At 62.2% G+C, this 24,533-nt stretch carries 30 protein-coding genes and 1 pseudogene; 20 read left to right on the top strand and 11 right to left on the bottom strand.

The window, feature by feature from the left end; genetic code table 11:
* Positions 1-10 precede the first annotated feature (10 nt).
* The gene (locus tag BLR66_RS09090) at positions 11-529 is read right to left on the bottom strand and encodes an adenine phosphoribosyltransferase (RefSeq protein WP_093283752.1); all 519 of its coding nucleotides are present in this window, start codon (positions 527-529) and stop codon (positions 11-13) included.
* Between the two features lie 132 nt (positions 530-661).
* Here BLR66_RS09090 and BLR66_RS09085 point away from each other — a divergent pair, with 132 nt between their 5' ends.
* The 3 genes from BLR66_RS09085 to BLR66_RS18885 all read left to right on the top strand — a co-directional run bounded on the left by BLR66_RS09085 (position 662) and on the right by BLR66_RS18885 (position 3,635).
* On the top strand, positions 662-1,993 hold the full coding sequence (locus BLR66_RS09085) for a PQQ-dependent sugar dehydrogenase (RefSeq protein WP_093283744.1): 1,332 nt from the start codon (positions 662-664) through the stop codon (positions 1,991-1,993).
* Positions 1,994-2,409: 416 nt separating this feature from the next.
* Complete coding sequence (locus BLR66_RS09080; protein WP_143014594.1) at positions 2,410-3,174, top strand: hypothetical protein; 765 nt, start codon at positions 2,410-2,412, stop codon at positions 3,172-3,174.
* Between the two features lie 17 nt (positions 3,175-3,191).
* Positions 3,192-3,635: a hypothetical protein gene (locus BLR66_RS18885; protein ID WP_143014593.1), complete on the top strand. Its 444-nt coding sequence runs from the start codon at positions 3,192-3,194 to the stop codon at positions 3,633-3,635.
* A 381-nt stretch (positions 3,636-4,016) separates the two neighbouring features.
* On the opposite strand, the pseudogene BLR66_RS19400 reads toward BLR66_RS18885, so the two are convergent.
* The 3 genes and pseudogenes from BLR66_RS19400 to BLR66_RS09065 all read right to left on the bottom strand — a co-directional run.
* Positions 4,017-4,346, bottom strand: a pseudogene (locus tag BLR66_RS19400) (terminase family protein); the annotation flags it as partial.
* A 32-nt stretch (positions 4,347-4,378) separates the two neighbouring features.
* Positions 4,379-4,888: a DUF1993 domain-containing protein gene (locus BLR66_RS09070; protein ID WP_093283735.1), complete on the bottom strand. Its 510-nt coding sequence runs from the start codon at positions 4,886-4,888 to the stop codon at positions 4,379-4,381.
* Between the two features lie 132 nt (positions 4,889-5,020).
* Entirely contained in the window at positions 5,021-5,425 is a 405-nt protein-coding gene (locus tag BLR66_RS09065) for a hypothetical protein (protein ID WP_093283730.1), read from the bottom strand.
* Between the two features lie 229 nt (positions 5,426-5,654).
* On the opposite strand from BLR66_RS09065, the gene BLR66_RS09060 reads away from it, so the two are divergent.
* The 6 genes from BLR66_RS09060 to BLR66_RS09035 all read left to right on the top strand — a co-directional run bounded on the left by BLR66_RS09060 (position 5,655) and on the right by BLR66_RS09035 (position 9,796).
* Entirely contained in the window at positions 5,655-5,867 is a 213-nt protein-coding gene (locus tag BLR66_RS09060) for a hypothetical protein (protein WP_093283726.1), read from the top strand.
* A gap of 91 nt (positions 5,868-5,958) precedes the next feature.
* Positions 5,959-6,177, top strand: a complete 219-nt coding sequence (locus BLR66_RS09055; RefSeq protein WP_093283721.1) for a hypothetical protein — start codon at positions 5,959-5,961, stop codon at positions 6,175-6,177.
* Between the two features lie 132 nt (positions 6,178-6,309).
* Positions 6,310-7,215 (top strand): phosphogluconate dehydrogenase (NAD(+)-dependent, decarboxylating), encoded by a 906-nt coding sequence (gene gnd, locus BLR66_RS09050; RefSeq protein WP_093283716.1) that lies wholly within the window; start codon positions 6,310-6,312, stop codon positions 7,213-7,215.
* A gap of 165 nt (positions 7,216-7,380) precedes the next feature.
* On the top strand, positions 7,381-8,631 hold the full coding sequence (locus tag BLR66_RS09045; RefSeq protein ID WP_255402351.1) for a sensor histidine kinase: 1,251 nt from the start codon (positions 7,381-7,383) through the stop codon (positions 8,629-8,631).
* Positions 8,624-9,391: a LytR/AlgR family response regulator transcription factor gene (locus BLR66_RS09040; protein ID WP_093283711.1), complete on the top strand. Its 768-nt coding sequence runs from the start codon at positions 8,624-8,626 to the stop codon at positions 9,389-9,391. The genes BLR66_RS09045 and BLR66_RS09040 overlap by 8 nt, the downstream gene beginning before the upstream one ends.
* A 117-nt stretch (positions 9,392-9,508) precedes the next feature.
* The gene (locus BLR66_RS09035) at positions 9,509-9,796 is read left to right on the top strand and encodes a DUF3247 family protein (protein ID WP_093283707.1); all 288 of its coding nucleotides are present in this window, start codon (positions 9,509-9,511) and stop codon (positions 9,794-9,796) included.
* 65 nt (positions 9,797-9,861) lie between these two features.
* Here the strand turns inward: BLR66_RS09035 and BLR66_RS09030 are convergent, their stop codons facing one another.
* Together BLR66_RS09030 and BLR66_RS09025 are read right to left on the bottom strand one after the other, a co-directional pair.
* The gene (locus tag BLR66_RS09030) at positions 9,862-10,995 is read right to left on the bottom strand and encodes a DKNYY domain-containing protein (RefSeq protein ID WP_176943805.1); all 1,134 of its coding nucleotides are present in this window, start codon (positions 10,993-10,995) and stop codon (positions 9,862-9,864) included.
* The gene (locus tag BLR66_RS09025) at positions 10,992-11,570 is read right to left on the bottom strand and encodes a hypothetical protein (protein ID WP_093283698.1); all 579 of its coding nucleotides are present in this window, start codon (positions 11,568-11,570) and stop codon (positions 10,992-10,994) included. Before BLR66_RS09025 ends, BLR66_RS09030 begins: the two co-directional genes overlap by 4 nt.
* 508 nt (positions 11,571-12,078) lie before the next feature.
* On the opposite strand from BLR66_RS09025, the gene BLR66_RS09020 reads away from it, so the two are divergent.
* The gene (locus BLR66_RS09020) at positions 12,079-12,549 is read left to right on the top strand and encodes a hypothetical protein (RefSeq protein ID WP_093283693.1); all 471 of its coding nucleotides are present in this window, start codon (positions 12,079-12,081) and stop codon (positions 12,547-12,549) included.
* A gap of 204 nt (positions 12,550-12,753) precedes the next feature.
* On the opposite strand, the gene BLR66_RS09015 is transcribed toward BLR66_RS09020, so the two are convergent.
* Positions 12,754-13,800 (bottom strand): oxidoreductase, encoded by a 1,047-nt coding sequence (locus BLR66_RS09015; RefSeq protein WP_093284639.1) that lies wholly within the window; start codon positions 13,798-13,800, stop codon positions 12,754-12,756.
* Positions 13,801-13,952: 152 nt separating this feature from the next.
* Here BLR66_RS09015 and BLR66_RS09010 point away from each other — a divergent pair, with 152 nt between their 5' ends.
* Positions 13,953-15,515 carry a carboxylesterase/lipase family protein gene (locus tag BLR66_RS09010; RefSeq protein ID WP_093284636.1) on the top strand — a complete coding sequence of 521 codons (1,563 nt, stop codon included), beginning with the start codon at positions 13,953-13,955 and terminating at the stop codon, positions 15,513-15,515.
* Positions 15,516-15,533: 18 nt separating this feature from the next.
* Here BLR66_RS09010 and BLR66_RS09005 read toward each other — a convergent pair whose 3' ends face one another.
* Positions 15,534-15,998: a hypothetical protein gene (locus BLR66_RS09005; RefSeq protein ID WP_093283689.1), complete on the bottom strand. Its 465-nt coding sequence runs from the start codon at positions 15,996-15,998 to the stop codon at positions 15,534-15,536.
* A 255-nt stretch (positions 15,999-16,253) separates the two neighbouring features.
* Between BLR66_RS09005 and BLR66_RS18880 the strand changes: the two genes are divergently transcribed.
* Together BLR66_RS18880 and BLR66_RS08995 are read left to right on the top strand one after the other, a co-directional pair.
* Positions 16,254-16,847 (top strand): hypothetical protein, encoded by a 594-nt coding sequence (locus tag BLR66_RS18880; RefSeq protein WP_143014592.1) that lies wholly within the window; start codon positions 16,254-16,256, stop codon positions 16,845-16,847.
* Between the two features lie 91 nt (positions 16,848-16,938).
* Positions 16,939-17,757, top strand: coding sequence for a lytic transglycosylase domain-containing protein (locus tag BLR66_RS08995; RefSeq protein ID WP_093283679.1), 819 nt, complete (start codon positions 16,939-16,941; stop codon positions 17,755-17,757).
* A gap of 71 nt (positions 17,758-17,828) precedes the next feature.
* Here the strand turns inward: BLR66_RS08995 and BLR66_RS08990 are convergent, their stop codons facing one another.
* Positions 17,829-18,941, bottom strand: a complete 1,113-nt coding sequence (locus BLR66_RS08990; RefSeq protein ID WP_255402391.1) for a PQQ-dependent sugar dehydrogenase — start codon at positions 18,939-18,941, stop codon at positions 17,829-17,831.
* 189 nt (positions 18,942-19,130) lie between these two features.
* Here BLR66_RS08990 and BLR66_RS08985 point away from each other — a divergent pair, with 189 nt between their 5' ends.
* A complete protein-coding gene (locus BLR66_RS08985) occupies positions 19,131-19,649 on the top strand; it encodes a CcdC protein domain-containing protein (RefSeq protein WP_093283669.1) in 519 nt (172 codons plus the stop codon).
* Between the two features lie 25 nt (positions 19,650-19,674).
* Here the strand turns inward: BLR66_RS08985 and BLR66_RS08980 are convergent, their stop codons facing one another.
* Positions 19,675-20,172 carry a hypothetical protein gene (locus BLR66_RS08980; RefSeq protein WP_093283664.1) on the bottom strand — a complete coding sequence of 166 codons (498 nt, stop codon included), beginning with the start codon at positions 20,170-20,172 and terminating at the stop codon, positions 19,675-19,677.
* 118 nt (positions 20,173-20,290) lie between these two features.
* On the opposite strand from BLR66_RS08980, the gene BLR66_RS08975 reads away from it, so the two are divergent.
* The 6 genes from BLR66_RS08975 (at position 20,291) to BLR66_RS08950 (ending at position 23,412) form a co-directional block, all read left to right on the top strand.
* Positions 20,291-20,479: a CPXCG motif-containing cysteine-rich protein gene (locus BLR66_RS08975; protein WP_093283659.1), complete on the top strand. Its 189-nt coding sequence runs from the start codon at positions 20,291-20,293 to the stop codon at positions 20,477-20,479.
* 88 nt (positions 20,480-20,567) lie between these two features.
* The gene (locus BLR66_RS08970; RefSeq protein WP_093283655.1) at positions 20,568-20,969 is read left to right on the top strand and encodes a hypothetical protein; all 402 of its coding nucleotides are present in this window, start codon (positions 20,568-20,570) and stop codon (positions 20,967-20,969) included.
* A gap of 198 nt (positions 20,970-21,167) precedes the next feature.
* Entirely contained in the window at positions 21,168-21,563 is a 396-nt protein-coding gene (locus tag BLR66_RS08965; protein ID WP_093283650.1) for an EF-hand domain-containing protein, read from the top strand.
* 166 nt (positions 21,564-21,729) lie between these two features.
* Positions 21,730-22,065, top strand: a complete 336-nt coding sequence (locus BLR66_RS08960) for a hypothetical protein (protein ID WP_093283645.1) — start codon at positions 21,730-21,732, stop codon at positions 22,063-22,065.
* A gap of 111 nt (positions 22,066-22,176) precedes the next feature.
* Positions 22,177-22,908 (top strand): HAD family hydrolase, encoded by a 732-nt coding sequence (locus BLR66_RS08955; RefSeq protein ID WP_093283640.1) that lies wholly within the window; start codon positions 22,177-22,179, stop codon positions 22,906-22,908.
* Between the two features lie 45 nt (positions 22,909-22,953).
* On the top strand, positions 22,954-23,412 hold the full coding sequence (locus tag BLR66_RS08950; RefSeq protein WP_093283636.1) for a hypothetical protein: 459 nt from the start codon (positions 22,954-22,956) through the stop codon (positions 23,410-23,412).
* Between the two features lie 17 nt (positions 23,413-23,429).
* Here the strand turns inward: BLR66_RS08950 and BLR66_RS08945 are convergent, their stop codons facing one another.
* Positions 23,430-24,524, bottom strand: coding sequence for a cupin domain-containing protein (locus BLR66_RS08945; protein ID WP_255402390.1), 1,095 nt, complete (start codon positions 24,522-24,524; stop codon positions 23,430-23,432).
* Between the last annotated feature and the right edge of the window lie 9 nt (positions 24,525-24,533).

Here is a 24,533-nt window from a genome sequence, read left to right as displayed (position 1 = left end):
CCGAACGGTCTTAGAACACCGCCGCCGCCCACAGCGGCGCCGGATCGTTCCAGCCCTTGCGCGCGTCCAGGAAACCGAGCTCCAGCAGCACGGCAGCGCCGACGACTTCGGCGCCTTGTTGCCGGGTCAAAGCGAGCGCGGCTTTCAGCGTGCCGCCGGTAGCCAGCACATCATCGACCACGATCACGCGTGCGCCGGGCGGCAACGCATCGGTATGGATATGCAAGCGGTCGCTGCCGTATTCCAGCGCGTATTCCAGCGACAGCGTGCGCGCCGGCAATTTTCCCGGTTTGCGCGCCGGCACGAAACCGGTGCCCAACTCCAGCGCCAGAGCGGCGCCGAGAATGAAGCCGCGCGATTCTACGCCGACCACGGCATCCAGGTTTTCTCCGCGCCATGGTGCGGCCATTTCCCTAATCGCGGTGGCGAATGCATCGGCGTCGGCCAGCACCGGAGTGATGTCCTTGAACAGGATCCCAGGCCTGGGGAAGTCGGGAACATCGCGCAACAGCGTTTGCCAGGAAGACATCGGAAGGTCCGTTAGGGCGGCAGACGATGCTAAACCGTTGCCGCTCCGTTTTCGCGTCCCCAGGCCGACGATCACACCGGATTGACCTTCCGGGTAGCAAACTTCCGTCACTGCCACGCTGGACGCCGAACCATGAAACATGCGTGCTGTGCCGTCTGTCTGTCCGCGTCGACGCTGCTGTCGGCTTGCACGAACGGCCATACCGAAACACCGGTGGCGCAGGATACGGGCCCCTCGCCGGTGCTGGCCGAACCCAGGACCTCGTTGATCCCCACCGTGGATATCGCCCCGGCCGTGGGTTGGCCGGCGCAGGGAAAGCCCGTGGCGGCCCAGGATTTCGCAGTCAACGCCTTCGCCAGCGGCCTGGATCATCCGCGCACCGTGTACGTACTGCCCAACGGCGACGTGCTTGTGGCCGAAACCAACGCGCCTCCCAAACCCGATGACGGCAAGGGCATCAAAGGCGCGGTGATGAAATCGACGATGAAAAAAGCCGGGGCAGGCGTGCCCAGCGCCAACCGCATCACATTGCTGCGCGACGCCGATGGCGATGGCGTGGCGGAAACGCGCAGTGCGTTCCTGCAGAACCTGAATTCCCCGTTCGGCATCGCCCTGGTCGCCGAAACCCTGTACGTGGCCAATACCGATGCGGTGGTGGGTTTTCCTTATCGCGAAGGCGATACGCAGATCACCGCCGCTCCCGCGAAGGTCGCGGATCTGCCGGCGGGCACGCTCAATCATCACTGGACCAAGAGCATGGTCGCCAGCGCCGACGGCAAGCGTTTGTATGTGGGCGTAGGTTCCAACAGCAATATCGGCGAGAACGGCATGGACAAGGAGGTCGACCGCGCGGCCGTGCTGGAGATCGATATCGCCGCCGGCACCCGCCGCGTATTCGCCAGCGGCCTGCGCAATCCCACCGCGCTGGCCTGGCAACCCCAGGACGGAAAACTGTGGGCGGTGGCGAACGAACGCGATGAGTTGGGCAACGATCTGGTGCCGGACTATCTGACCTCGGTGCGCGAAGGCGCGTTCTACGGTTTTCCCTACAGCTACTACGGCCAGCATGTGGACAAGCGGGTGAAACCGCAGAATCCCGCACTGGTGGCCAAGGCCATCCCGCCTGACTACGCGCTGGGGTCGCACGTCGCGCCGTTGGGCCTGGCGTTCTACACCGGTCAGGCGCTTCCGCCGCGTTTCCACAACGGAGCCTTCATCGGCTTGCACGGCTCCTGGAACCGCAAGCCGCTCAGCGGCTACAAGGTGGTGTTCGTGCCTTTCAACGAAGGCGTACCGTCCGGGCCGATGGAAACCGTGCTGGAGGGTTTCCTCAACGACAAAGGCCAAGCGCAAGGACGTCCGGTCGGCGTGGCCCAGGACAAGGCAGGTGCGATTCTGATCGCCGACGACGTGGGAAACACGGTCTGGCGATTGTCGTCCCGGTTGGCGCCAGGCAAGCCCTGAACCGCTTTTCCGGGGTGGTTACCATAATTGCCTGTTTCCGATGGGCACCTGCTTTGGGAGCGGTTCGCCGACCCTTGGAGCGCTAATCCAAATAGGCCGCGCCTACATCACGCCGCGTCGATCACGTCGCGCTGTAAGGCTGCTGGCGAGCATTGGCCGGCGCGGCTCGCGGCGCTTCCCGCTGGGGGAAGTCAAAAACAACGCGCAAAGGCCTCAGGCCTGGCGGGGTCTCGACCGCGCGCACCGAGCTGCAACCACGCATAACCATACGGGGAAATAAAATTTGGTACGGAAAGGCGGTGCGCCTCAGGTGCTTGTAAACGCGTACGGTATCGGTTCAACTTGGTTCAATCACTGACGGCGCGATTGTCCATGTCGGTCGCCATCGAACCAAGGATCGGAAGGGGGCAAGCAGGATGAAGATTGTGCGAACGGGTTTGCTAATAGCCGCTGCACTTACGGCGCTGGCCTTTCTATATTTCGGGGCCTCATACCGCACCAGCAAGACGGAGCTCGCGGCAGGTGATCCGAATGAAGCTGCGGGCACTGTGGCCGAATCTCCTTCATTAAAAACGGCTTCCGCACAGGCAAATGATCAGCGCGTTGCAAACGCTATTTCTGCGTCTATGTCGCCGGAACGCGCCTACGCAGATGCCGAATCGATAGTGAGATGCACCCGGGCAGCCGACTCCGACCTTATGCTGCCCGAGGACATGACACCAAACGAAAAGCGACAATTCCAGGAGTCGCGTGTGAGGGGGCTGGATTGTTCAGCGCTAGATTCTAAGGTTTCCGCTTATGATCTTGCGAAATTTGCCGCTGAGAGGGGGAATTTGCAAGCGCAGTTGAATTTTCCTGGCATTGCGTCTTCAGTATTTAATGAAGAGAAAAATGCACTCGACCCCAAATTGATCGCCCAATATAAGTCCGACTCGATGAGGTTTCTCAACATGGCGGCCTCTAGCGGAAGCCCCGAAGCTTATGGAAGGCTGGCAGAGAATTATCGGGTGGGTTTGTTTAGCGAAAAGGACAAAATAAAGGCGTATGCGTATGCGTATGCGAAAGGTCAGCTAAGTCCGACAGTGTCACGCAGTTGGACCGAACTTTTTTCTCGCGGCCTCTCTCCGAGCGAATTGTTGGAAGCGCAACAACTTGGACAAAGACTCATCATTCGGAAGTAAACAAAAAGGAATTGCGTGTGAAGACAAAAGCTAAGATTTTTCTTGTTCTGGCTCTGCTGGTTTCCGGCGTCGCACTAGCCAAGTACGTGGGTAGATTTTACTGCTCAACAGGCTGTGAGGTAGGCACAGGATACGCTGGAGGAAGCACCCACGAATTCATCTTCACCGTAATCAACCAAACCGTTGATAGCTGGGTCGACAGCCAAGGTCGACCAAACCAGGTCATTATTTGCAACGGTACAAAGTGCTCGTTGTACACCTATATCAAGGCTTCTGGCATGTTCATTGCGGAAGGCTATTACTACAGCAGCTGGACTGGTGGTGGCAGTGGCGGCGGAAGTGGCGGAGCCGGTGGCATCGTCTATACGAATCCGGGATCGCCAGGCTGTATCTACGGCTGCGGTGACTTGTGGGGCACCGTAGGACCGATTCAGCCTGTACCACCCACTGATGAACATTGAATCTGAGCTTCACCCGGGCAAGGGTGGGGTTGTGCTTATTTGCTTACCAGAATTGCTAAGTAAACCATTGCTCCCGTGCTGGGAGAGGCGGTGGAAGCCTAATCGCTGATTGTTGCTTGGTGGGAGCGAAGAGCCGTAAATGCGGCTCTTCGCACATTATGGAAGTCAGCCAGAACATGTTGAGTCCTGAGCCTCAAGTTAATACTCGTCGAAGCGGATCACCTCTTCGCCGATCCAATCGTTCAAGGCGAGAAATCGGTTCTGGAACGGTATCAGCTCATTCTTCGCGGACACCTTTGCCGTCGGCACCATGCCGCCGAATCCGGTCGCGTTCTTGGGCACGATACCCAGAAGCTGCGGTGGCACACGGTGGGCGGCGTTCCACTCTTCCTGCGAATCGACCATGCAACGCTGCATGTAGGAAAGCGTGAATATCGACGCGCTATCGTCAATGAATCTGCACATGAGCAGGTTTTCCCACTCATCCGCGCTGTACTCCAGGCGCAGCTGGTCTAGGTCGAACAGGTTGTATCCGCCAGCCACGGCGTCTTCAACCGTGACGATCTATCGCCACTGTCCGTCTTCGCACATGCGGCCATTCGCCGGGGCACCGTGGCTGATGTCCATGGCGATGCGCTGATCCTTGGACTTTCCGCGATTGAACAGCTGTCCGGGCCGGAAGGGGTAAGCATCGTGCGTGGCGCCGTTCGGTAGAATGATCGGATCGCCCTTTATATTTCCGATCAGGCGAACGGCCCCAGATAATCCAGCTTTCCGATCTGCACGCCCTGATGGCGCAGGATGCCGTGCGCGGTGGCGAGGTGGAAATAGAAGTTGGGCAGCACGAAGGTCAGCAGGTATTCCTCGCCGGTGAGCGTGGCCTGCATCTTGCCGAATTTCAGGACGACCTCGCGAGCCGCGCTTTCTTCGAGTTGGGTGGGCTCCACGCTCGCGAAGAAATCGAGCGTGTCGCCGATGCGCTGCCGCAACTCGGCGAAGGTGGTTTCGGTATCGGGAAAGCTGGGCGCGGGGATGCCGGCCAGACGCACGATCGCATTCTTGGAGGTATCGCTGGCGCGCTGCACCTGGCCGGCCAGCGGCAGCATGTCGGGCGACAGCCGCGCCTGCACCAGTATCTCCGGTTCCAGGCCGTTGGCCTGCGTATGCGCGTCGGCTTTGTCCAAATAAGCGGAGAGCACGCCGAAGCCGCGCACGAAGGCGGGGATCGACAGACGGTACATGGAAAGGGACATGGCATTCTCCGGGCCGGAAAAGAGGAATACGCGACCTGCCGGCCGCGCGCTTTCCCGCCAGGATACTAGGGCCTGTTAACGCTATTGGAATAGGTCCCGTTGCGTCGCCACGGCGGTCAGGCCCCGCGCCGATCAGGCATGCGCCACGTTGCGGACTTTGCGCGCTTCCGTGGCGCGCGGCGGTGGCAGCGGCGTGCCCATTATCTTGCGCGACCCAAGGCAGGGCTCTCCGGACTGTATCCGTTGCCACACCGCTTTGACGATTCTTTCCACCGAGCGCCATTCGATACGCTGCGGCAGTGGAAATTGCCGCAGGTAGCGTTCCTTCAGGGCGGGGAACAGAAATTTCAATTCGTCGCGGTGGTGGTACAGATAGCAGTCGTAGGCGAACTTAATCGCCGGCACGTAGACTTCGTACGCAAGCCCCTGGCGATGGAACGGCATCCTGCGGTAGCAGCGCCGCCAGTATTCGAGCTCTACTTCGATGTCCAGGGCTACCTGCTGCGGAGCCACGTGCGTATCGAGGAACGGACCCATGGTCTCTCCTTCACATGCGCACTCGTGTCCTTCGCTTTTCAAGGATTTCGTGTGGCATCGTGATGTTCACGATCCCCCCTGTACTCAATCAAAACGGAAATAGCACATACACCGGCCAAATTCCGTTACCAGCCGACGAACGGGTGGACATGCCGTTGCAACAACCGCGCGCGAACATGCCAACGCAAGCCGCGATGCCTGCGCTTGCATGCCGTTGCGGGAGGAAAAAATGCAGAGAGTACTGTTCACCACCACCGCCAGCTATAACGGCTGGCAAGTGCGCGATGAGCTCAGAAACCGTGACTGGTTCGAACAATTGGAAGACGCGGTCGCTTCCGCCAACACCCTCGCCCACACTCGTTACGTGCTGACCGGCCATTCGACCGGAGTATTGGTCGAGGTAGGGCAGGGCGATACCGTCATGCGCGTGCGGCACGGCTGAATTCCGGCGCGTTACGCTAGGGTGAAGGGGTTTTCACCTGGCGATGAGGTTTGCGCGGGTACGGTTGGGCATCCTGATACGGGAGCACAAGATGAACGCCGAACATTCTTTTTTCGCGCAGGATCAGGCCGGCAGTCTGCAGCGGGTCCATGTGGTCCGTCATTCCGGCGCCACGCACGGGAACAACGACGCCAACGCGAAGCGGGCCGCCGCTTACGCGCTGGACGACGGCAGGCCGCTGCGGCGGATCGACAACGACACCTTCCAGATCCTGGATACCGGCGCACTGGTCACCCTGGTGCGCGACTGAGGCACGGGCCGCGTCCCGCGCGGTCCGTACGATGCCGGCATTCATCGTTTCATTCGGGCCAGCTGGCCGCCGGTGATCTTCGGGCAGCGGCATGCGAAGCTATGCGCATAACCCCGGAACGAAGGAATGCGTATGCAATTTGGAATGGTGGGCCTGGGCCGCATGGGCGCCAACATGGCAGAACGGCTGGTGCGGGGCGGGCATGCTGCGGTCGGGTTCGACCCCAGCCCGGAGGCGCGCGCGCTGGCCGCCGGCAAAGGCATTTCACCGGCGGCGTCGCTGGCCGAACTGGTCGGCCAGCTTGCCGCACCGCGCGTGTTCTGGCTGATGGTGCCGGCCGGAAAGATCGTCGACGATACCCTGGCGCAACTGCTGCCATTGCTTTCGCGCGACGACGTGGTGGTCGATGGGGGCAATTCCTTTTACAAAGACACCATGCGCCGCGGCGAGATGCTGGCCGCGCAGGGTGTGCATTACCTCGATTGCGGCACCAGCGGCGGGGTGTGGGGGCTGGCCGAGGGCTACAGCCTGATGATCGGCGGAGAAACCGCTGCGGTGGAACGGTTGCGGCCCATCTTTGCCACTTTGGCGCCAGCGCCCGACCACGGCTGGGGCAGGGTGGGGCCCGGCGGCGCCGGGCACTTCACCAAGATGGTCCATAACGGCATCGAATACGGGCTGATGCAGGCTTATGCCGAGGGTTTCGCGATCATGCAGCACAAGACCGATTTCGCGCTGGACCTGCACCAGATCGCCGAGATCTGGCGCGAAGGCAGCGTGGTGCGTTCCTGGCTGCTGGACCTGACCGCCGACGCCCTGGGCAAGAACCCGGGCCTGGCCGGCATAGCGCCTTACGTGGAAGATTCGGGCGAGGGCCGTTGGACCGCGGCGGAAGCCATCGATCTCAACGTCTCCGCGCCGGTCATTACCCTGTCGCTGCTGGAACGTCTGCGCTCGCGCGACAGCGATTCTTTCGCGGACAAGCTGCTGGCGGCCATGCGCAACGAATTCGGCGGGCACAAGATCAAGGCGGGATAGGCGCGCTGCGGAGCGCTTTTCAGCCCTTTTCCGGCCGCCAGCGGACCCGGCAATGACCTGGGTTGCCGGGTTTCATCGCCGCATCCCGGGTTTCGTCGCAGTGGACAATACAGGCGCGCGGTGGGGGATTACTCTCCACCGCACTCCAGAACGTCGGGACTTTCCGTGAAAACCAGCTTCTTCTTCGTCTTCCGCATCGCCGCCGCCTGGACGTTCGCGTACATCCTGTTGCTGATGGTCTGGAACGGCGTCTTCAACGGCAATGCGCCGGAAGGATTGTTCTTCCTCCTGTTCGTCGTAACACTGGGGTTCGTGATCGCCGGGGCGGTCTCCCATATCCGCCGCATCCGTCTGATCGCCGGCCGCATCGATCCGGGCACGTTGGCCAATCGCCATTCCCGCCAGGTGGAGATTCCGCTCGAGGCCGGCGAGGCTTTCGACCTGGTCGATGCCGCCGTCCGCGAACTGCCGCGTTCGGAAGAGATCGAGAGCGCACGCGACAGCTTGCAGGTGCGCTCCAAAGTCACTCGCCTCAATCCCTACAGCACCAAGAGCCCGGGCCGCTTCAATCCGCTGTACTGGATCCACATCAAACGCAACCAGATCCTGGCCACGGTGACGCCACGCGACGGCACCAGCAGCGTAAGCCTGGTGTGCGAACCGGAAAGCGGCGCGTGGAGCGACTGGTTCAAAGTGGACGACGGCACCAACCTCGAGAACGCCGAGGCCATCACCCGCGCCATCACCCGCCGCGTGGCCGAGCACCGCCGCAACGAACAGGCCGCCGCGCAGCAGACCGTCACCGAGAAGGAACTGACCGTCGCCAAGCTGAGCCTGCTGCACGCGCAGGTGGAACCGCATTTCCTCTACAACACCCTGGCCAGCGCGCAGTACCTGACCCGCAGCGATCCGGCGCGCGCCGACGAGATGCTGGGCAATCTGATCACTTACCTGCGCCATTCGTTGCCGCGCACGGAAGATTCGCTGTCCACGCTGGGGGAGGAACTGGAACGCGCACGCGCCTATCTGGAAATCCTCAAGATCCGCATGGGCACGCGCCTCAACCTGCAGATCGAAGTGCCCGATGCGCTGAAATCCATTCCGTTCCCCGCGATGATGCTGCAGACGCTGGTGGAGAATGCGATCAAGCACGGTCTGGAACCGAAGTCGGGCGGCGGCACGGTGTGGATCATCGCCCGCATTATCGACGGCATGCTGGCGGTCACGGTGGCCGACGACGGACAGGGTTTCAATGCGGGAAGCAGCGGTACCGGCATCGGTTTGAAGAACGTACGCGAGCGTTTGCGCCTGGCCTATGGCGGAGCCGCTTCGTTCTCCATCGTCGCCAATTTCCCCAGCGGTGTGGCCGCGACCATCAACATTCCCAGCGACGCGCAGGGAGGAGACCATGCTTAAATGCGTTATCGCCGAAGACGAAGAGCTGCTTCGGAACGAATTGTCGAAACTGCTTTCCGAAGCATGGCCCGGGCTGAGCATCGTCGCCGAATGCGAAGACGGCGGCGCAGCGCTGGAAGCCATCGCCGAGCATCAGCCGGAGGTGGCTTTCCTCGACATCCGCATGCCCGGCCTGACCGGCCTTGAAGTCGCTGCCGCGGCCGCCGAAGCCAGCCCGAAGACGCAGATCGTATTCGTGACCGCCTACGACCAGTACGCGATCGACGCCTTCGACAAGGGCGCCGTGGACTATCTGCTCAAGCCCATCGCGCCCGAACGCCTGGCCGCGACCGTGCAGCGCCTGCAGGCGCGCATCGCGCAAGGCAATCCGGATGCCGATGCGCTGGCCGCACTGGTCAGGCAATTGGGGGCGCGCCTGCAACCTGCGGCGACCGAACCGCTGGTCTGGATCACCGCCAGCGCGGGCAAGGACACGCGGTTGATCATGGTCGACGACGTCGCCTACTTCCAGGCCGACCACAAGTACACCGTGGTGATGACCGCCGAAGGCGAGTCGTTGTTGCGCAAACCCATCCGGGAGCTGCTGGAAGTGCTGGACCCGGCGATCTTCAAGCAGATCCACCGCTCCACCATCGTCAATCTGAAAGCGATCGCTTCCATCGCGCGCGACGATACCGGGAAGGGCACGGTGAAGCTGAAATCGCGGCCCGAGACGCTCACGGTCAGTCAGCCGTTCATGACCCTGTTCCGCAACATGTAGCGGCCAAGCCGCCGCCTTCGTATCCGTCGCAGAGGAATCCCACGCGCTTCGAAGCGCCTTCACCTTCCGCTACGACCCATGATCTAACCTGCGCTTCCCACTTGCCGGAGCACGGGGATGACGCAGATCGCCGAACGAGTGCATACGGATCAGGCGCAGATCGCATTGATCGAGTCGCGCATCATGGAATTGAACGATGCGGTCGCCGTTGAGCTGAGCTTGTCGGACGGAAGAAAACTGAAGGGAGTGGTGACGGTACGCCCCAGCGTGCAGACCTTCCGCGATGCGGAGGGAAGGGAGGGGATCAATTCGCTGCTGCGCCTGGACGATCTGCAAAATCCCGGGAAAACGCATCATGTCTGGCTCGACCAGGTGACCGGTATTTTTCCGCTGGGCAGCGATTGAGTACAGAACTCGCAGGATGGGTCGAGCCAAAGGCGATACGCATCGTACGCTGGACCGATGGGGGCTCACCAAATCAGGTCGTTTACTCTCCCTGACAGAGGATCTTCATACTTCATCGATTTGGTCGATGGAACTCGCCCGTTTTCAACTGAAATCAAGTGTGTTCGGGTGATGACGCCGAACCTACTTCCATCGTCTGCGGTAAGAAACAAGGCCGCATTGCCGGACTCTGCTGGAACCTCAGGATGTGCCTCGTCTACCCAGAAGCGCAATATCTCATCGTCGACATAAACATACTTCTTGTCCTGCCCGAAAGATTTCTTTCCGAACCAACGATCCGAGGTCGAAGTGCTTTCTTCGTTGAATCGGCCGGGATCACGGCATTGCAGCCCCGGATGTCCGGGAATGGGACACACAGCCCTCATCACGTGGAATGAAGCGGGGTCTGCGCCGTCGATGATTCTCCCGCGGAAGTAAACGTGTCGCTTGTCTGCGCTGTAAACCCAATTGAGCGGGTGCAATGACGCGTCCATGTCCTGTCGCTCCAGTACTTCAGAACTACCGATTCCGAGCTCGAATATGCGCCCATTGCTGGCGAAAAGGTTCTTGTTGATAAAGCGCAGGTCGTGAGGGTTCGCATTCGGTACTGGCTCATTCCCGAAATACAAATGCTGGTCGTCCCTGGACCATTTGGAGTGCCTGTCATCATCGCTTGCTTCGGTAGATAATTCCGTGTTGAGCGCCTCGAAGGTCGCAGGATCGGCTCCCTTGATTTGTTGGGCCTCATGGAAGACAGAAACGCCATCGGTCGCAAAACGTGGCGATAAGCGGCCGTTCTTCTGCCAAGTCTGCAGCGCGGCGACATCAATCTGGCCTTCCAGCAGCCAACGATTGCGGGACTCCGCAATGTGGCTGTATCCACGACCCAGCAGGCTGGATCGGGCCGATTGCTCGATAACGGTCACCATGAAATAGGGCTTGCCATCGATCACGCCGTAGTACGGGCCGCGGTCGTATACAGCCCGTTTGCGGCATGGCGTAATTAGCACTGGCTCGTCGCTTGTACCCTCGAACCATTGCTCTTTGCATGTGCTCGATGAACGAGCGTAAGCAGGGTATACGGACAATAGCGACAGCGCCACAAGACCAAAAGCGGCGATAGTTTTTCTACCCAAGGTGGGTCCGGCTGGACGGTTCATCCCGGATCCCCCTCTCTTCCCTTCCCAAAGACTCCCGGCTCCCGTGTCAGCCATCGGCGCAGTCGGAATGGCGATTCCTGCACCACTATCGAGGAGCCCTCTTTGGTGCCCTTGAGCTCACCCTTGTCGATCAGACGCTCGACGGCGTCAGGATTGATTATTTCCCCCGTGAACTCATCGCCTTGCAATTGATAGCGCAGAAGCATCACGCTGTTATCGCCTTCGGCTGCCTCGGCACCGCCTTCCGTGTCCAAGGATTGGTTCTGCTCGAGCCTCAGTAGCGCCAGCACGTCTGCCGACGACAGCGTGAGGTAGTGATAACCGTGGTGGTCGAAGCCCAGGGCCTTGAAATGCACCCGCCGGCCATCCTGCAGGTCATGCCATTGGACGGTACACGCGGCGTCCACCTGTATGGAGGAAGCGTTTCTGTCTTCCAACAAGTCACCACCTACTACCATCCAGTTCCCGGCAAGGTTCGGATTGCACTTGGGTTGGTCGACTGGGTTGTGTTCGAAGACCACGCAACCACCCAACAACGGAAGCAGGACGAACAGAGTCCAGGGAATGGCGCGCATAAAGATGGTTCCAATATGAGCCTGACAAATTTCGGCCGGCTTGTTTGAATGATTCGATATGGAAGCCCGCAAGCACGGTTGCTTTCAATCGACCAAGCATAAGAGCCATCGGCCACGCACGTGTTGCCGGATTTGGAACCAACGGTTCGTGTATCAAGAACGATTGCTTGAGTAACACGTTCAGGCTTGCGCACATTTGAGTTCGCGGCGTGCGGCCGCACTCTCTGCCGCCTACTGCAGCAGTGCCATCACCCGCAGCACTTCGTTGGTGGTCATCGGCGGGGGCTGGCGGCCTTCCACGATGGCTGCTTGGACGGTAAGCCGTAGACTGGGTTTGCTCCACCAACCCAGCGCCTTTGGCGTGGACTAAAGCGATGCTGGATTGACGGTTACAACCCAGCTGATGCTGAACGGACGAGATGCAATACTCTGATATTGACCGGCTACGGAGACGATTGAGATCATCCGATGCCCTCAAGCGTGGGTTGCAGCAAACACTGCTCGGATCATGACAGAAAATCCTGAAAATCCTTATGCGGCCCCGGGCACCCAAGTTCTGGACAGCGGCGTCGATGTTGGCCGAACGCGTCTCTATTCGCCTTTCCAGGTCGCGGGTGGAGCGTTGCTTGGAGGTCCTGTGGGCCTGGTCTACTTCCTATGGACAAACTTCAAAGTTCTGAGGAATGAGCGCCTGGCAAAAAGAACGCTGGTATTCGGCGCCTTTCTAATTCTGGCCCTGCTTCTGATCTTGCCGTTGCTGCCGGAGGAATTTCCAAGTGCGCCCATAGCTCTGGCGTACATGTTCGTTGGCCGATACGTAGCCGACAAGCACCAAATGACCAAGATGGGAATCGCGGCATCCACGGGCTTTGCTTTCCATTCGAATTGGCGCGTATTTGGACTCGGGCTGCTTTGTATGCTTGCATCAGTGATCATTGTTGCCGTGCCGCTTGTGTATCTGGCTTTCCTGAGAGGTTAGAATTAAACGATCAGCGAGTGTGATTTTCAAACCAACCCAGCCTACTGGCTCTACAAAGAGCAAGCCAGGCCACGTCGTAGGAATGGGTTGAGCCGAAGGCGATACCTGCCAAAGGCTTGCCGGCCGGTTTGGTGATGTAGCAGATCCCTCACTGCGTTCTGGATGGCAAGGTTCTATTTTTCTGGGGTCACCCAGCCTGTGCTGCTAGACCTGCATGCATGCAAGTTCGCGACCCGTGCCTGCACTTTCCTTCGCCAATTGCAGCAACGTCATCACCTGCAGCGCGTCGTCGGTGGTCACAGGCGGCCGCTGGCCTTCGAGGATGGCTGCGTACATGGCCTGGTAATAGCGCCGGTAGTCGCCGGTCAGGCCGGGCACGGGATTGATGCGCATGCCGTCGGCGCCGACCTGGTGCAGTTCGCCCGGCCGCGGGTCACGGCCCCAGTCCGGGCCGCCTGGAACGGCGTCGTTGCGCAATGCGGCTTCCTGACCATCCATGCCGTACTTGAGATAACTGCCGCGCGTGCCGTGCACGGCGAAACGCAGTTCGTTCGCCGGGACCAGCGAGCCTGCGTGCAGCAGCACGCGCCGCTGCGGATAGCGCAGCAACACATGGAAGTAATCGTCGGCCTGCGCGGCCTCGCGCTGGCGGCCGATGTCGGCGAACACCGCCATCGGCATGCCGAACAGCTGCAGCGCCTGGTCCAGCAGATGCGGCCCCAGGTCGTACCAAAGACCGGAACCCGGCTGGTCGCGCTCGCGCCAGCGGTCGGCGACTTCCGGACGGTAGCGGTCGAAGTGCGAATGCAGTTCGCTGACTTCGCCCAGCGCGCCGTTGTCGACCAGCGAGCGCAAGGTCAGGAAATCCGCATCCCAGCGCCGGTTCTGGAACACGCTGACGATGCGGTCCGCCCGGGCGGCTTTGGCGATGATCTGTTGCGCTTCGGCCAGGTCCAATGCGAACGGCTTGTCCACCACCACGTGCTTGCCACGCGCCAGCGCCGCGCTGGCGAGCGGGGCGTGGGTCTGGTTCGGCGTCGCGATCACCACCAGATCGATGTCCGCATCGGCGAACGCGGTTTCGGCATCGGCGACCACGCGCATGTCCGGCCGGTCGGCCAGCACCTTGGCGGCATCGCTGGACACTATCGTGTGCAGGCGCAACCCGGGTGTGTTGGCGATCAAAGGCGCATGGAAGACCTTGCCGACGAAGCCGTAACCCACCAGCGCCACATTGAGTATCCGTTCCAGCTGCCTGCTCCGCCTGTATCGCGGTCCATACCGCGCGCCTAGTTTAATCCTCCTCATGCAATGGCCGGGCCGTCATCGCCATTGTGGGCTTTTGAATCGGCATGGCCGCGAACTGGCATGATGTGGCCGATCCCCCGTGCCGAGGCGGCCGCATGAAAGTCCTGTATACCGTCGTGCTGTTGTTGGCCGGAAGCCTGTTGTCGGGCGCGTCCGACCGCGTCGCCGCCGCAGAGCCGTCTTCGTCCCCGCCTGTCGTCGCCACCGGCAGCGGCAGGCTCGAGGGACGGAAAGAGAAAGGCCTGGAGGTCTTCCGCGGAATGCCTTTCGCCGCGCCGCCGTTGGGATCGCTGCGTTGGCGCGAACCCCAGGCGGTGGCGGCTTGGGCCGGCGTGCGCAAGGCGGACGCCTATGCCGCCTCATGCATGCAGAAGCCGGGAATCCCGGTGGCGGCCGGCGGCACCGACGGTCCATTGAGCGAGGACTGCCTTTACCTCAACGTGTGGACGCCGGCCTCCGGAACCGCGGGCAGGCGGCCGGTGATGGTGTGGATACACGGCGGCGCGCTGGTGCTCGGTTCGGGCAACGTTTCGTTGTACGACGGCACCGCGTTGGCGCAGCGCGGTGCAGTGGTGGTGACCATCAACTACCGCATGGGCGCGCTGGGTTTCTTCTCGCACCCGGCGATCGACGGCAGCGATTCCTCCAGTCCGGTCAACTATGGCTTGCTCGACCAGATCGCCGCGCTGCGCTGGGTGCGCGACAACATCGCGGCTTTCGGCGGCGATCCCGGCAACGTGACGATCTTCGGCGAATCGGCCGGCGCCCAGAGCGTGCTCGCGCTGTACGCCTCGCCGCTGGCGCAGGGGCTGTTCCACAAGGGGATCGCGCAAAGTCCCTACGGTATTCCCAGCCATACCCGCGCAAAAGCGCGCGAAGTCAGCGAACAGGTGGCGACCGCGGTAGGCCTGGCGGGCGCGGACGCCACCGCGGCGCAACTGCGCGCGGTCCCGGCTACGCGGTTCTTGCAGCTCGGCGAAAAAGGTCCGACGCTTGCGCCGGGTTTCATCGTCGGCGACCGGGCGCTGCCGCAGCCGATCCTGGAGACCTTCCAGCAAGGAAAGCAGGCGCGCGTGCCGCTGATCATCGGCAGCAACAGCGACGAAGCCACCGTGGCGGAGGCATTCGGCGTGGACCTGGCCAAAGTGGTGGAGAAGTTGCGCGCCGCCAAATTCCTGCTGAGGAAGTTCTATCCCGGTGTCGCCGACGACGCGCAGCTGGGCCGCGAAGCGATGCGCGACCTGGTGTTCACCGCCTTCGCGCGCCGCATCGCCTATCTGCATTCGCAGTCCACGCCTAGCTGGCGTTATTACTTCAGCCATGTGCAGCAGGGATTGCGAGGCAAGGTGCCGGGAGTGGGACACGGCGGCGAGATTCCATTCGTGATGGGCACGGGCGAAGACTGCGATTGCCTGGTGGTTCCGTTCACCGCAGCCGACCGCCGATTCTCGCGGCAGGTCGGCGACTACTGGTTCGCGTTCGCACGCTCGGGCAGGCCCGATGCGGCCAACGCGCCGGTTTGGAACCAGGACGGTGTGCGCGAAGCCAGGACGCTTGAGTTCGGGGATGAGGCGGTGCTGAGAAAGGATTTCATGAAGGCGCGTTTGAACGCTTTCATCGCGATCCTGAAAATGACAGGCGCGCTGACTGCGCGGTAGCGGAGGTCGACAACGCGATCAACGCACCTGTTGCTTCACCGCGCTAGTGCGCTTGATCTGCGATTCGATGTTCGCACGGGCCACGTCCAGATAGTGGGCATGCGACCCGTTGTCCGATCCATGGATCTCTCCCAGGTACACGGTGCCGCTCCATAGCTTGGCCGCCCATTCGGCGCCCTCGTCCGACAAGGTCAGGACGACCGTGTAACGTACGTCCTGGTTGTGTTTGTCCAGGCAGTGATAGACCACGGGGAACTGGCCGGCGAAGGTGGGATCGGCGCAGCGGCGTTTCAGGTGCAGGCGCGCTTCTTCGGCCAGCCGTTCCTTCTCGCTCTCATGGATCATCGGCATCTGCGAACGGACGAAATCCGACTCGCTGAAAAAGGGATCGATGCCGTCGGCAGGGTTGTACCCCTGCGCGCGCAGCCATTCGATAAAGGCGGCTTCCAGCTCCATGGAACCGGCTTTGAGCTTGACGCTCATGAACGTCCCCTCTACGTGATATTCCTGCCCCAAGCGGGAGCTTAGCAGGCTTGGCATTTTACGGCTGGTGTTCCCGCTTCGGGTGGTTCGATACCCCGCGGGCGCTCCTTGCGTGGACCCGGGAACCACCGCTTCCGCGCTACTATCCGGGCGCCGGGTATGGAATCCGGCCGATGTGCCCAGGCGTCATGCTTCCGAGCGCTTCCCCGGCTTGGCGCAAGCAGAACCGTGGCGCTCCACAACCGGAGGTGTTCAGTGAATAAATTTCTTCTCGGCGTTACGTTAGCCTCTCTTTTACTCAGCGGCTGCAACGAGCCTGCCGATGCTCCGGCTTCCGAAGCATCCCGCCCTGAAGCGTCGACTCCCGAAACGGCGGGCGATACGGCCGCCGCTTCCGCACCAGCGGATACACCCGCGCCGGTAGCGCCGGAGGTCACCGTTGCATCCGCCGAAACCGACGACAAGGCCACTGATGACGCCATCGATACGTTGCTGGGCGACCACGCCAAGTACCGGATCGTGATCGACGCCTACCAGAAAGCCGTCGCCGAGGGAGACAAGGAAGCGGTCGCCGCGCTGATCGACTATCCCTTCTCCACGACCATTGATGGAAAGCGGACCTCGCTCAAGAGCGCGTCGGGCTTCGTGAGCAATTACGACAAGATCGTCACCCCGGCCATCGCCAGCGTGATCAAGGCGCAGAAATACTCCGAGCTGATGGTCAACAGCAAGGGCGTGATGTTCGGCAGCGGAGAAACCTGGATCAACGGCATTTGCAAGAAGGGCAGCGCCGATTGCAGCGAGTTCGAAGTCAAAGTGGTGGCCATCCAGCCGGGCGGTTCCAGCTGATGCGCACCGGATAGGCCGCCCGGTGTCCCGGCGGGCGGCGGCTGCACGCCGGTTATGCGCCGGTTAGCCTGCCAGCGTTTACGATCCGCGCATGTTTCCGCTCCGTTCCCGCCTGGCTGTCTTGCTGATCGGCCTTCTGGCATTGGCGCCGCTCCTGTCCGCGCAGGCGCGCACGGTGTACCGCTGCGTGCGCAACGGTACGGTCAGCTTGTCGACCGCGCCGGAACCGGGTTCCAAGTGCGAAGCCAAGCAGGTAGAAGACGATACGGCCAAGGTCCCCAACCTGTGGGGATCGATGGGCGTGTTCAGCGGCACTTTGTACCAGCGCGAACAGGACGGGCAACTGGTCTACGGCACGCGCAAGTTGCCGGGTTCCACCGTGTACCTGAAATTCACCGTGGAAACGCCGCCCGGCGAACCCGCGCATCCGGGATTGGGCAAAGTGGGCAAGCCGCGCCTGGACATGTACGCCAAGCAATTCAAGGCCGCAGCCAAATCCACCGGCGTGGAGGATGCGTGGTTGCGTTCGATCGCCCATGCCGAAAGCGGTTTCGACGCCAATGCGCTTTCACCGAAGGGCGCGCAGGGCGTGATGCAGTTGATGCCTGATGTGTCGAAGCAATACGGGGTGGTGGATCCATATTCGTCCGTCGAATCCATTAATGCCGGGGCCAGGCACCTGAAGTCGTTGCTCAAGCGTTACAAGAACGATCTGACCCTGGTCGCTGCTGCCTACAACGCCGGCATCGGGGCGGTCACGCGCTACAAAGGCGTGCCGCCGTATGCGGAAACGCAGGCTTACGTGGAAAAGGTGCAGGCGCTGCATCAGCGCTACCGGCTGGCGCTGGGGCCTGCGCCGTTGCGGCCGGCCGATGCGGTCCAGCAAAAGCTCAAGGCTTCGGTGCCGTAGGAGCAGGTAGAGGTGCGTAGGAGCGACGTAAGTCGCGAACCGGCGCGCCCTATTCGCGACTCACGTCGCTCCTACGTCTTTCCTGATGGACTGAGCTTCAGCAATCTTCCGCCCGAGCCGGGCTTCTCGTCCTCCAGCAACCACAGGTTGCCGTCGGGTCCTTGTTCGACTTCGCGGATGCGCTGGTCCATGTCGTAGCGCGCCGCCTCGTGCGCCTGGATGCCGTCGAATTCGATGCGCACCAGCGACTTGGACGAAAGTCCGCCGATGAAGGCATCCCCCTTCCAATCCGGGAACGCGGTGCCGGAATAGATCAGCAGGCCCGCGGGCGAAATCACCGGGTTCCAGCTGATCTTCGGCGCTTCGAATTCGGGACGGGTGGGGTGGTCGGGAATGTCGCGGCCATCGTAATGGTCGCCGTTGGAAACGATGGGATAACCGTAGTTCTTGCCGCGTTCGATCAGGTTCAACTCGTCGCCGCCCTTCGGACCCATCTCCTGTTCCCACAGACGCCCCTGCGCATCGAAAGCGATGCCCAGCGCGTTGCGATGCCCCAGCGACCATACCTGCGCCGCCACGCCGCCCTGTTTGGCGAAGGGATTGTCGGCCGGCACGCTGCCGTCGTCGTTGAGGCGGACGATCTTGCCCAGATTGGATTTCATGTCCTGGGCGGGAGTGAACTTCTGCCGCTCGCTCGAAGTAATCCATAACTTGCCGTCGGGACCGAAGGCGATGCGATGGCCGTAATGCCCATTGCCGGAAACCTTCGGCACCTGACGCCAGATCACCGACAGACCGGACAGCGTGCCGCCCCCTTTCTCATCCAGCACCAGCTTGGCGCGAGCGACCGCGCCGCCGCGCGCATCGCCTTCGCCGGCCTCGGCATAGCTCAGGTAGACCAGGCCGTTGCTGGCGAATTGCGGATGCAGTACGACATCGCCGAAACCGCCCTGGCCGCCATAGGCCACCGCCGGTACTCCGCTGATGTCGCCGATTCTGTTTTCGGCGGGCGTGGCGCCCAGGGCGACCAGTTTCAGCGCGCCTTTCTTCTCGCTGACCAGCAGGCGTCCGTCGGGCAGGAAGGTCATCGCCCACGGCTCATCGAATTGGCCCATCGGGGTCGACTTGAATGGCAACGGCGTTTTTTCCTGGGCGGCGCAGCCGGTCGAAAAGAGCGCGAGCATCGCAGTCGCGCAGGCGACGGTCAGCAGATTGCGGGGCATGCGGATTCTCCTGAAGGATTGACGGGTTATTGCATGGGTTGCGTAAAGGGCGCGTTTCGGTTCGTTACCCCAATACAACAAGTGACCTCTGGCACCTAGATTACCGTGGCGGCGGGCATACTCTGGATAGAGTCCACGCGAGATCCAGCCATGTCCGCCGCAGTCCTTCCCGCCCTCACTCCTTATCTCGCCACCGCCGGCATCGGCTGGCTTTACTACCGCCGCATCCGGCGCAGCTTCGGCCGTCAGCTTTGGCAGCCCAAGCGCACCATCGCCCGCTTGGTGCTGGTGTCGCTGGTGGCGGCCAGCCTGGTCTGCGCGGCTGTTTTCCTGCCGCATGTAGGCGCAGGTATTGCGGTCGGCGCGGTATTGGGAGCCGCGTTGGGCGTATTGGCACTGAAGCACACCCGCGCCCAAGCGACCGATGGGAAACGTTATTACACGCCCAACCCCTGGATCGGCGGCGGTCTGACCTTGCTGCTGTTGGGACGTTTGGCCTGGCGTTGGAGCCAGGGTGCCCTGACCGGGAGTTCGGCCCAGATGGGGCAACAAGTCAGCCCGCTGACGCTGGGCATTGCGGCGACGCTGATCGCTTACTCCCTGGTCTACAGCAGCGGCCTGCTGTTGCGCATGCGCAAGCTGGCGCCGGAACGGATCGCCGGCGATTAGGGCACGTGTTTTGAAGTCCGCGCGTTCAAGTCAACGCGGTGGTGCCCTCGTACGGTAGCCGCGCCGCGCCGATTCCCAGCAGGGCCGCTTCGGCGGCGGGCAGTTGCGGATCCTCGGCGTCCAGCACCACCAGAATGCGGCCCGCCTTTATCTCCTGCTCGAATTTGCGTCTGACCGGATCGTCCACCGTCGATCCCAGCAACGCCGACACCCAGGTGCCGATCGCCGCGCCGCCTATGGTCAGCAGTGCCACCCCGGCTGCGCTCACTCCCAACAGCGGGAACGCCATGGCCACCAGCCCGGCCACCAGGCCGACGGCGGCTCCGGTGCCCGCGCCGCGCAAGGCGGCCGGCATGAAATCGGTGGCCGCGTCCTTGAGCAGATCCGGGATCGAGTCCAGTTCTATGTCGGCACGCGCGATCAGGGACAGGTTGTCGTCGGTAAGTCCCGCCTCGCGCGCGACGCGAAGGGCATCCTGGGCGGCAGCCAGGTCGGGAACGCTGAATACATGACGGGTTTGCATGATTTCGCCCTCCTTCTAACGACCGTTGCTATTACCCTCCTAACAAGGTTAGCCATGCGTGACGGGTCGGAGGCGCAATGGTAGAACTGTGTCCCGCAACGGCAGATCATGGACAGCCATGCTTCCTTTCGAAACCATCCTGTGCCCTTATTGCGGCGAGCCCATCGATCTGTTCGTCGATGATTCGGTGGACCATCAGCAATATGTCGAGGACTGCCAGGTCTGCTGCCGTCCGATCAATGTGTCGGTAACGACGGGCGACGATGGTGAGGTGACCGTAGTGGCGCGTGCGGAAAACGACGTGTGACCTTTTCCAAACCGATCGCCTTCTCTCTGGATTTCCGCGTGCTCAACTCTGTTATGGCCGATATCTCGTCAAACCCGATGCGTCTTCCATGAACCTGCCGCTGCATCTTGGGTTTCTGGGCGCAATAGAAGCCGGCTTGATCGCTCTGCTGGTCGGAATACTTTCGTATGGCCTGTGGAGCTGGCTGATGCGGCGCGCGGGCGCGAGCGTAGGCCACGCGATCGGCTGGGCCTGCGTGACCGCAGCGGTAGTGGCGGGAGGCATCGATGCGTGGAATCTCTTCTACCTGGGCATCATGAAGCTGGAGTCGCCTCTGTACGCGCGTCTGGCGCTGCAGGGAATCCACGATGCCGAATCGCTAGGCGCACGCGTGGTCTGCGAAGCGGCCGGCGCGCTGACCGGCGTGGCGGTCGGTTGGCAATTGTTCAGCGGCGGATTTCGTGAAAAAAACGTTTCAAAACAAGACGAAAACACCGAGAAGTCCGATTGAAATCACAAGCCCATCACAAACAAAACGCCGGACTTACTCCGCATTCACGGCTCGCTAACCAAGTGGGTAACCGCTTCTGCCGGCCTTGTGGTTAACGCAGTGTGCAATGGCGGATTAGCCTGCCTATTCGATTCAGCAGCGCCTGTGCATGGTGTGGCCGTGCGACGAATACGCACCCATACCTACGGAGTAACGACGATGAAAAACACCAACCGCAAGCCCATGCTTGGTTTGATCGCTCTTTCCGCCGCTCTGGCGATGCCGATGGCTTATGCGCAGTCGCAGACGGAAGAACCCACCCCGCAGACCGAGCAGCCGACCCCCACCGAATCGGCAACCCCGACCGACAGCGCGCAGGGCGCGGCCACGCAGCCGACCGAGCAGGCTACCGGTGCCGCATCGAGCGGCAAGCAAGGCTGGAACGATGTCGACACCGATAAGGACGGTGCCATCAGCAAGCAGGAAGCCTCTTCCAACGCCGGTCTTTCGCAGATCTTCGATAAAGCCGACGCCGATACCGACGGCAAGTTGACGCCAGATGAGTACAAGGCGTTCGTGAGCAAGAACTACGGCGAGCCGAAGGCCGACAAGTAATCAATTAATCAATCACAATCCAGCAGTCGCTTGAACCGGTGCCCTTGCACCGGACTCTGGGAGGGGGCGGCGCGAGCCGCCCCTTCTCGTTTTGAATTCGCTCGTTTTTGAATCCGGGGAAGCGGCTGCCTCCGCACCGTCTCCCGCAAATAATGAGGAAAAAGCCATGAGTACCGAAAATCCCAAGACCGCCGGCCTCCCCCTGCGTACCGCATTGCTGCTGGCGCTGGCATTGCCGGGCGCCCTGCTGGTTTCCGGCTGCAACAAGCCCGCCGAGCCGCCGCCCGGCGAAACCGCGACGCCGGCGCCCGCCGAAACGCCGCCACCGGCCGCTGATACGCCGCCGCCTACCGATACGGCGCCGCCTACCGATACGGCGCCCGCACCGGCCACGGATCCTGCCAACACGCCGCCGGCGGACCCGAACTCACCTCCTGCGGCAGAACCGTCGACTCCGCCCACGCCGGCCGATAGCGACAGCGCGCCGAAGTCCGGCAACTGACCGGCGATCGCCTGTACGTGCGCAGGCAACAGCCAGAGGAGGGCGGCCGATCGGCCGCCCTCCGTTTTTTATGGGCGCTGGTATCCTTCGCCACGGACGATGGAGTAGCCGATGGCGCAGGCAATCAGGTGGGTGGGATTCGACGGCGACGACACGCTTTGGAAGAGCGAGGACTACTACCGTGCCGCGGAATTGGCCTTCGAGGAAATCATAGGCCAGTACATCGATCTCACCGATGCGCGCAGCCTGCATCATCTGCTGGAAGTGGAGCGCCGCAACCTGCGCATATTCGGCTACGGCGTGAAGGGCATGACCCTGTCGATGATCGAATCGGCCGTGCAACTGACCGGCGAGCGCATCAGCGCGCGCGACATCCACCGCGTGATCGAGATCGGCCGCGCCACCCTGCAGCATCCGGTGGAACTGATCGACGGCATCCGCGACGCGGTGGAAACCATCGCCTCCCGGCACGAGATCGTGTTGATCACCAAGGGCGATTTGTTCCACCAGGAATCCAAGATCGAAGAGTCGGGCCTGGCTGATTTGTTCCATCGCATCGAAGTGGTGTCGGAAAAGGACGCCAGGACCTACTCGCGCGTGCTCCGCGAACTCGACGTGCCCGCCGCCGGGTTCGCGATGATCGGAAACTCGCTGCGTTCGGATATCGAACCGGTGGTCGCGCTTGGAGGGTGGGGCATCCATGTGCCGTACCACATCACCTGGGCGCATGAGGCCGAGCATGCGATTGCCGAAGGCGAGCCGCGCATGCTGCAGGTCGAAAGCGCCCGCGACCTGCCCGATGCGCTGTTGCGGCTGTCCGCTGCGGCGGCCATCGGGCTCTGACCCGGCAGACTGACGCTTGCCGGACGACTGCGGCACAATCAAGCCATGACGCACCTAATATTCCGTCTACTGTTGACCGCTGCGTTGCTTCTGGGCTTTGCTGCGCCGGCTTTGGCGCAGCCTGCCGAATCCGCCTACCAGCCCCGCACCGGCGATGCATGGCTGGACCGGCAACTGGCCGATATCAACCGCTATGCCGCACGCTACCCGCGGAGCTTCGCCGATGAGGTCGCGCGTTATTACTCGGTGCCGCGCGATTATGTGGAAGCCATGCAGCAGCAGCCGGCATGGACGTCTGGCGATATCTTCATGGCCTGTGCGCTGGCCCAGCGGGTCGCACAGCCCTGCCGTGCCGTGGTGCGAGAATGGTCGCGCGATCACGCCGAAGGGTGGGCCGGCGTAGCTGCGCGCCTGCAGGCCAAGCCGGGCACCGCGCCTTACCGCGAACTGCGCGAGGACATCGAGCGGACCTACACGCGCTGGGCGCGCCCGCTGGCGAAGTAGCCGCGCGCTGCGTCCGGTTATCGGGCGCCTTTCTTGCGATAGGTGATCAGCAGCACCAAGTCCTCATCGCCGGTCTGGCGGATGGTGTGCGTGCTGCCGGGCCGGGTCAGCATGGCGTTGCCGGGACCTACGGCGTGTTCCTTGCCGTCCAGCGTGTAGACGCCGGTTCCGCTGACCACGTAGTAGATCTCGTCATGGTCGTGCTGGTGCAGGCCGATGCCGGCGCCGCGGTGCAGGGCACGCTTGCGGAACTCGAACGACATGTCCGGCGCATCCTTAAAGAAGGGATACGCCGTGGTTTCGCCGGAGCCGCCATGCGGCCCGGCTTGTGCGACCGCGATGTCGCGTTCGTGCGCGACCAGAGAAGGATGCGCTTGCGAGGCGCGGTCGGCCAGCGCCGTCGGGCGCGCGCCGCAATCGGTGTCGCGCGCCAGGTGCGGCTTCAAGGAAGGATCGATTTTTTCCCAGCCTCCCGCTACCAGGCAGGCCACGGCGAAGGCGCCCCTGCGTTGGAAGTGGGTGTCGTCGGCCTGGCCTTGTTCCGGCACGTGCATGTAGAAGGCCTTGGACGGTTCGTCGCCCAGGGCGCGCAGCCAATCCATGCTGGCGGCGTGCAGGTCGATCAAACCGATCCGCTCGCGCGCGGCCAGATCGCGCATGGCCTGAGGATAGAGCCCGTGCGTGTCCAGCAACTGGCCGTGATCGAACTTGCGCCGCGCCACCGGCGTGATGAGGATCGGCACGGCGCCGCGTCCGCGCGCCAGCGCCACATAGCGCATCAGCCATTGCGGATAGGCCTGCAGCGGTTCGTTGTAGCGCGTCGGATCCTCGATCTTCTCGTCGTTGTGGCCGAACTGGATCAGCAGCACATCGCCCTTGCGCAGATCCCTGGCGATACCGTCCAGCCAGCCCTGGTCGATGAAACTGCGCGCACTGCGTCCGCTCTGCGCGTGGTTGCGCACTTCCCAGGTTTTGTCCAGATACGTTTGCAGTACCTGTCCCCAGCCGGTGCGCGGCGCACGCTCCGGGCCGTACTCGCTGGCGGTGGAGTCGCCGGCTATGAAGACGCGGCGGATCGGCGAGCCTGCGGAAGCGGAAATCGCCGCCGTCATGCAGACCAG

It is taken from the genome of Pseudoxanthomonas sp. CF125 (genome assembly GCF_900104085.1).
Lineage (GTDB): Bacteria > Pseudomonadota > Gammaproteobacteria > Xanthomonadales > Xanthomonadaceae > Pseudoxanthomonas_A.
Note: the sequence above shows the minus strand (reverse complement) of the source record. Positions and strands in the feature narration are given on the sequence as shown.

Coding starts and splice junctions, on each gene's coding strand:
- BLR66_RS09040 (WP_093283711.1), top strand. CDS start 8,624: ATGCTTAAATGCGTTATCGCCGAAGACGAAGAGCTGCTTCGGAACGAA.
- BLR66_RS09030 (WP_176943805.1), bottom strand. CDS start 10,995: ATGAACCGTCCAGCCGGACCCACCTTGGGTAGAAAAACTATCGCCGCT.
- BLR66_RS09020 (WP_093283693.1), top strand. CDS start 12,079: ATGACAGAAAATCCTGAAAATCCTTATGCGGCCCCGGGCACCCAAGTT.
- BLR66_RS08970 (WP_093283655.1), top strand. CDS start 20,568: ATGAACCTGCCGCTGCATCTTGGGTTTCTGGGCGCAATAGAAGCCGGC.
- BLR66_RS08995 (WP_093283679.1), top strand. CDS start 16,939: ATGTTTCCGCTCCGTTCCCGCCTGGCTGTCTTGCTGATCGGCCTTCTG.
- BLR66_RS09060 (WP_093283726.1), top strand. CDS start 5,655: ATGCAGAGAGTACTGTTCACCACCACCGCCAGCTATAACGGCTGGCAA.
- BLR66_RS09080 (WP_143014594.1), top strand. CDS start 2,410: ATGAAGATTGTGCGAACGGGTTTGCTAATAGCCGCTGCACTTACGGCG.
- BLR66_RS08960 (WP_093283645.1), top strand. CDS start 21,730: ATGAGTACCGAAAATCCCAAGACCGCCGGCCTCCCCCTGCGTACCGCA.
- BLR66_RS08965 (WP_093283650.1), top strand. CDS start 21,168: ATGAAAAACACCAACCGCAAGCCCATGCTTGGTTTGATCGCTCTTTCC.
- gnd (WP_093283716.1), top strand. CDS start 6,310: ATGCAATTTGGAATGGTGGGCCTGGGCCGCATGGGCGCCAACATGGCA.
- BLR66_RS09025 (WP_093283698.1), bottom strand. CDS start 11,570: ATGCGCGCCATTCCCTGGACTCTGTTCGTCCTGCTTCCGTTGTTGGGT.
- BLR66_RS08955 (WP_093283640.1), top strand. CDS start 22,177: ATGGCGCAGGCAATCAGGTGGGTGGGATTCGACGGCGACGACACGCTT.
- BLR66_RS08950 (WP_093283636.1), top strand. CDS start 22,954: ATGACGCACCTAATATTCCGTCTACTGTTGACCGCTGCGTTGCTTCTG.
- BLR66_RS08990 (WP_255402391.1), bottom strand. CDS start 18,941: ATGCTCGCGCTCTTTTCGACCGGCTGCGCCGCCCAGGAAAAAACGCCG.
- BLR66_RS08980 (WP_093283664.1), bottom strand. CDS start 20,172: ATGCAAACCCGTCATGTATTCAGCGTTCCCGACCTGGCTGCCGCCCAG.
- BLR66_RS09090 (WP_093283752.1), bottom strand. CDS start 529: ATGTCTTCCTGGCAAACGCTGTTGCGCGATGTTCCCGACTTCCCCAGG.
- BLR66_RS09065 (WP_093283730.1), bottom strand. CDS start 5,425: ATGGGTCCGTTCCTCGATACGCACGTGGCTCCGCAGCAGGTAGCCCTG.
- BLR66_RS08945 (WP_255402390.1), bottom strand. CDS start 24,524: ATGACGGCGGCGATTTCCGCTTCCGCAGGCTCGCCGATCCGCCGCGTC.
- BLR66_RS08985 (WP_093283669.1), top strand. CDS start 19,131: ATGTCCGCCGCAGTCCTTCCCGCCCTCACTCCTTATCTCGCCACCGCC.
- BLR66_RS09085 (WP_093283744.1), top strand. CDS start 662: ATGAAACATGCGTGCTGTGCCGTCTGTCTGTCCGCGTCGACGCTGCTG.
- BLR66_RS09035 (WP_093283707.1), top strand. CDS start 9,509: ATGACGCAGATCGCCGAACGAGTGCATACGGATCAGGCGCAGATCGCA.
- BLR66_RS09005 (WP_093283689.1), bottom strand. CDS start 15,998: ATGAGCGTCAAGCTCAAAGCCGGTTCCATGGAGCTGGAAGCCGCCTTT.
- BLR66_RS08975 (WP_093283659.1), top strand. CDS start 20,291: ATGCTTCCTTTCGAAACCATCCTGTGCCCTTATTGCGGCGAGCCCATC.
- BLR66_RS09055 (WP_093283721.1), top strand. CDS start 5,959: ATGAACGCCGAACATTCTTTTTTCGCGCAGGATCAGGCCGGCAGTCTG.
- BLR66_RS09010 (WP_093284636.1), top strand. CDS start 13,953: ATGAAAGTCCTGTATACCGTCGTGCTGTTGTTGGCCGGAAGCCTGTTG.
- BLR66_RS09070 (WP_093283735.1), bottom strand. CDS start 4,888: ATGTCCCTTTCCATGTACCGTCTGTCGATCCCCGCCTTCGTGCGCGGC.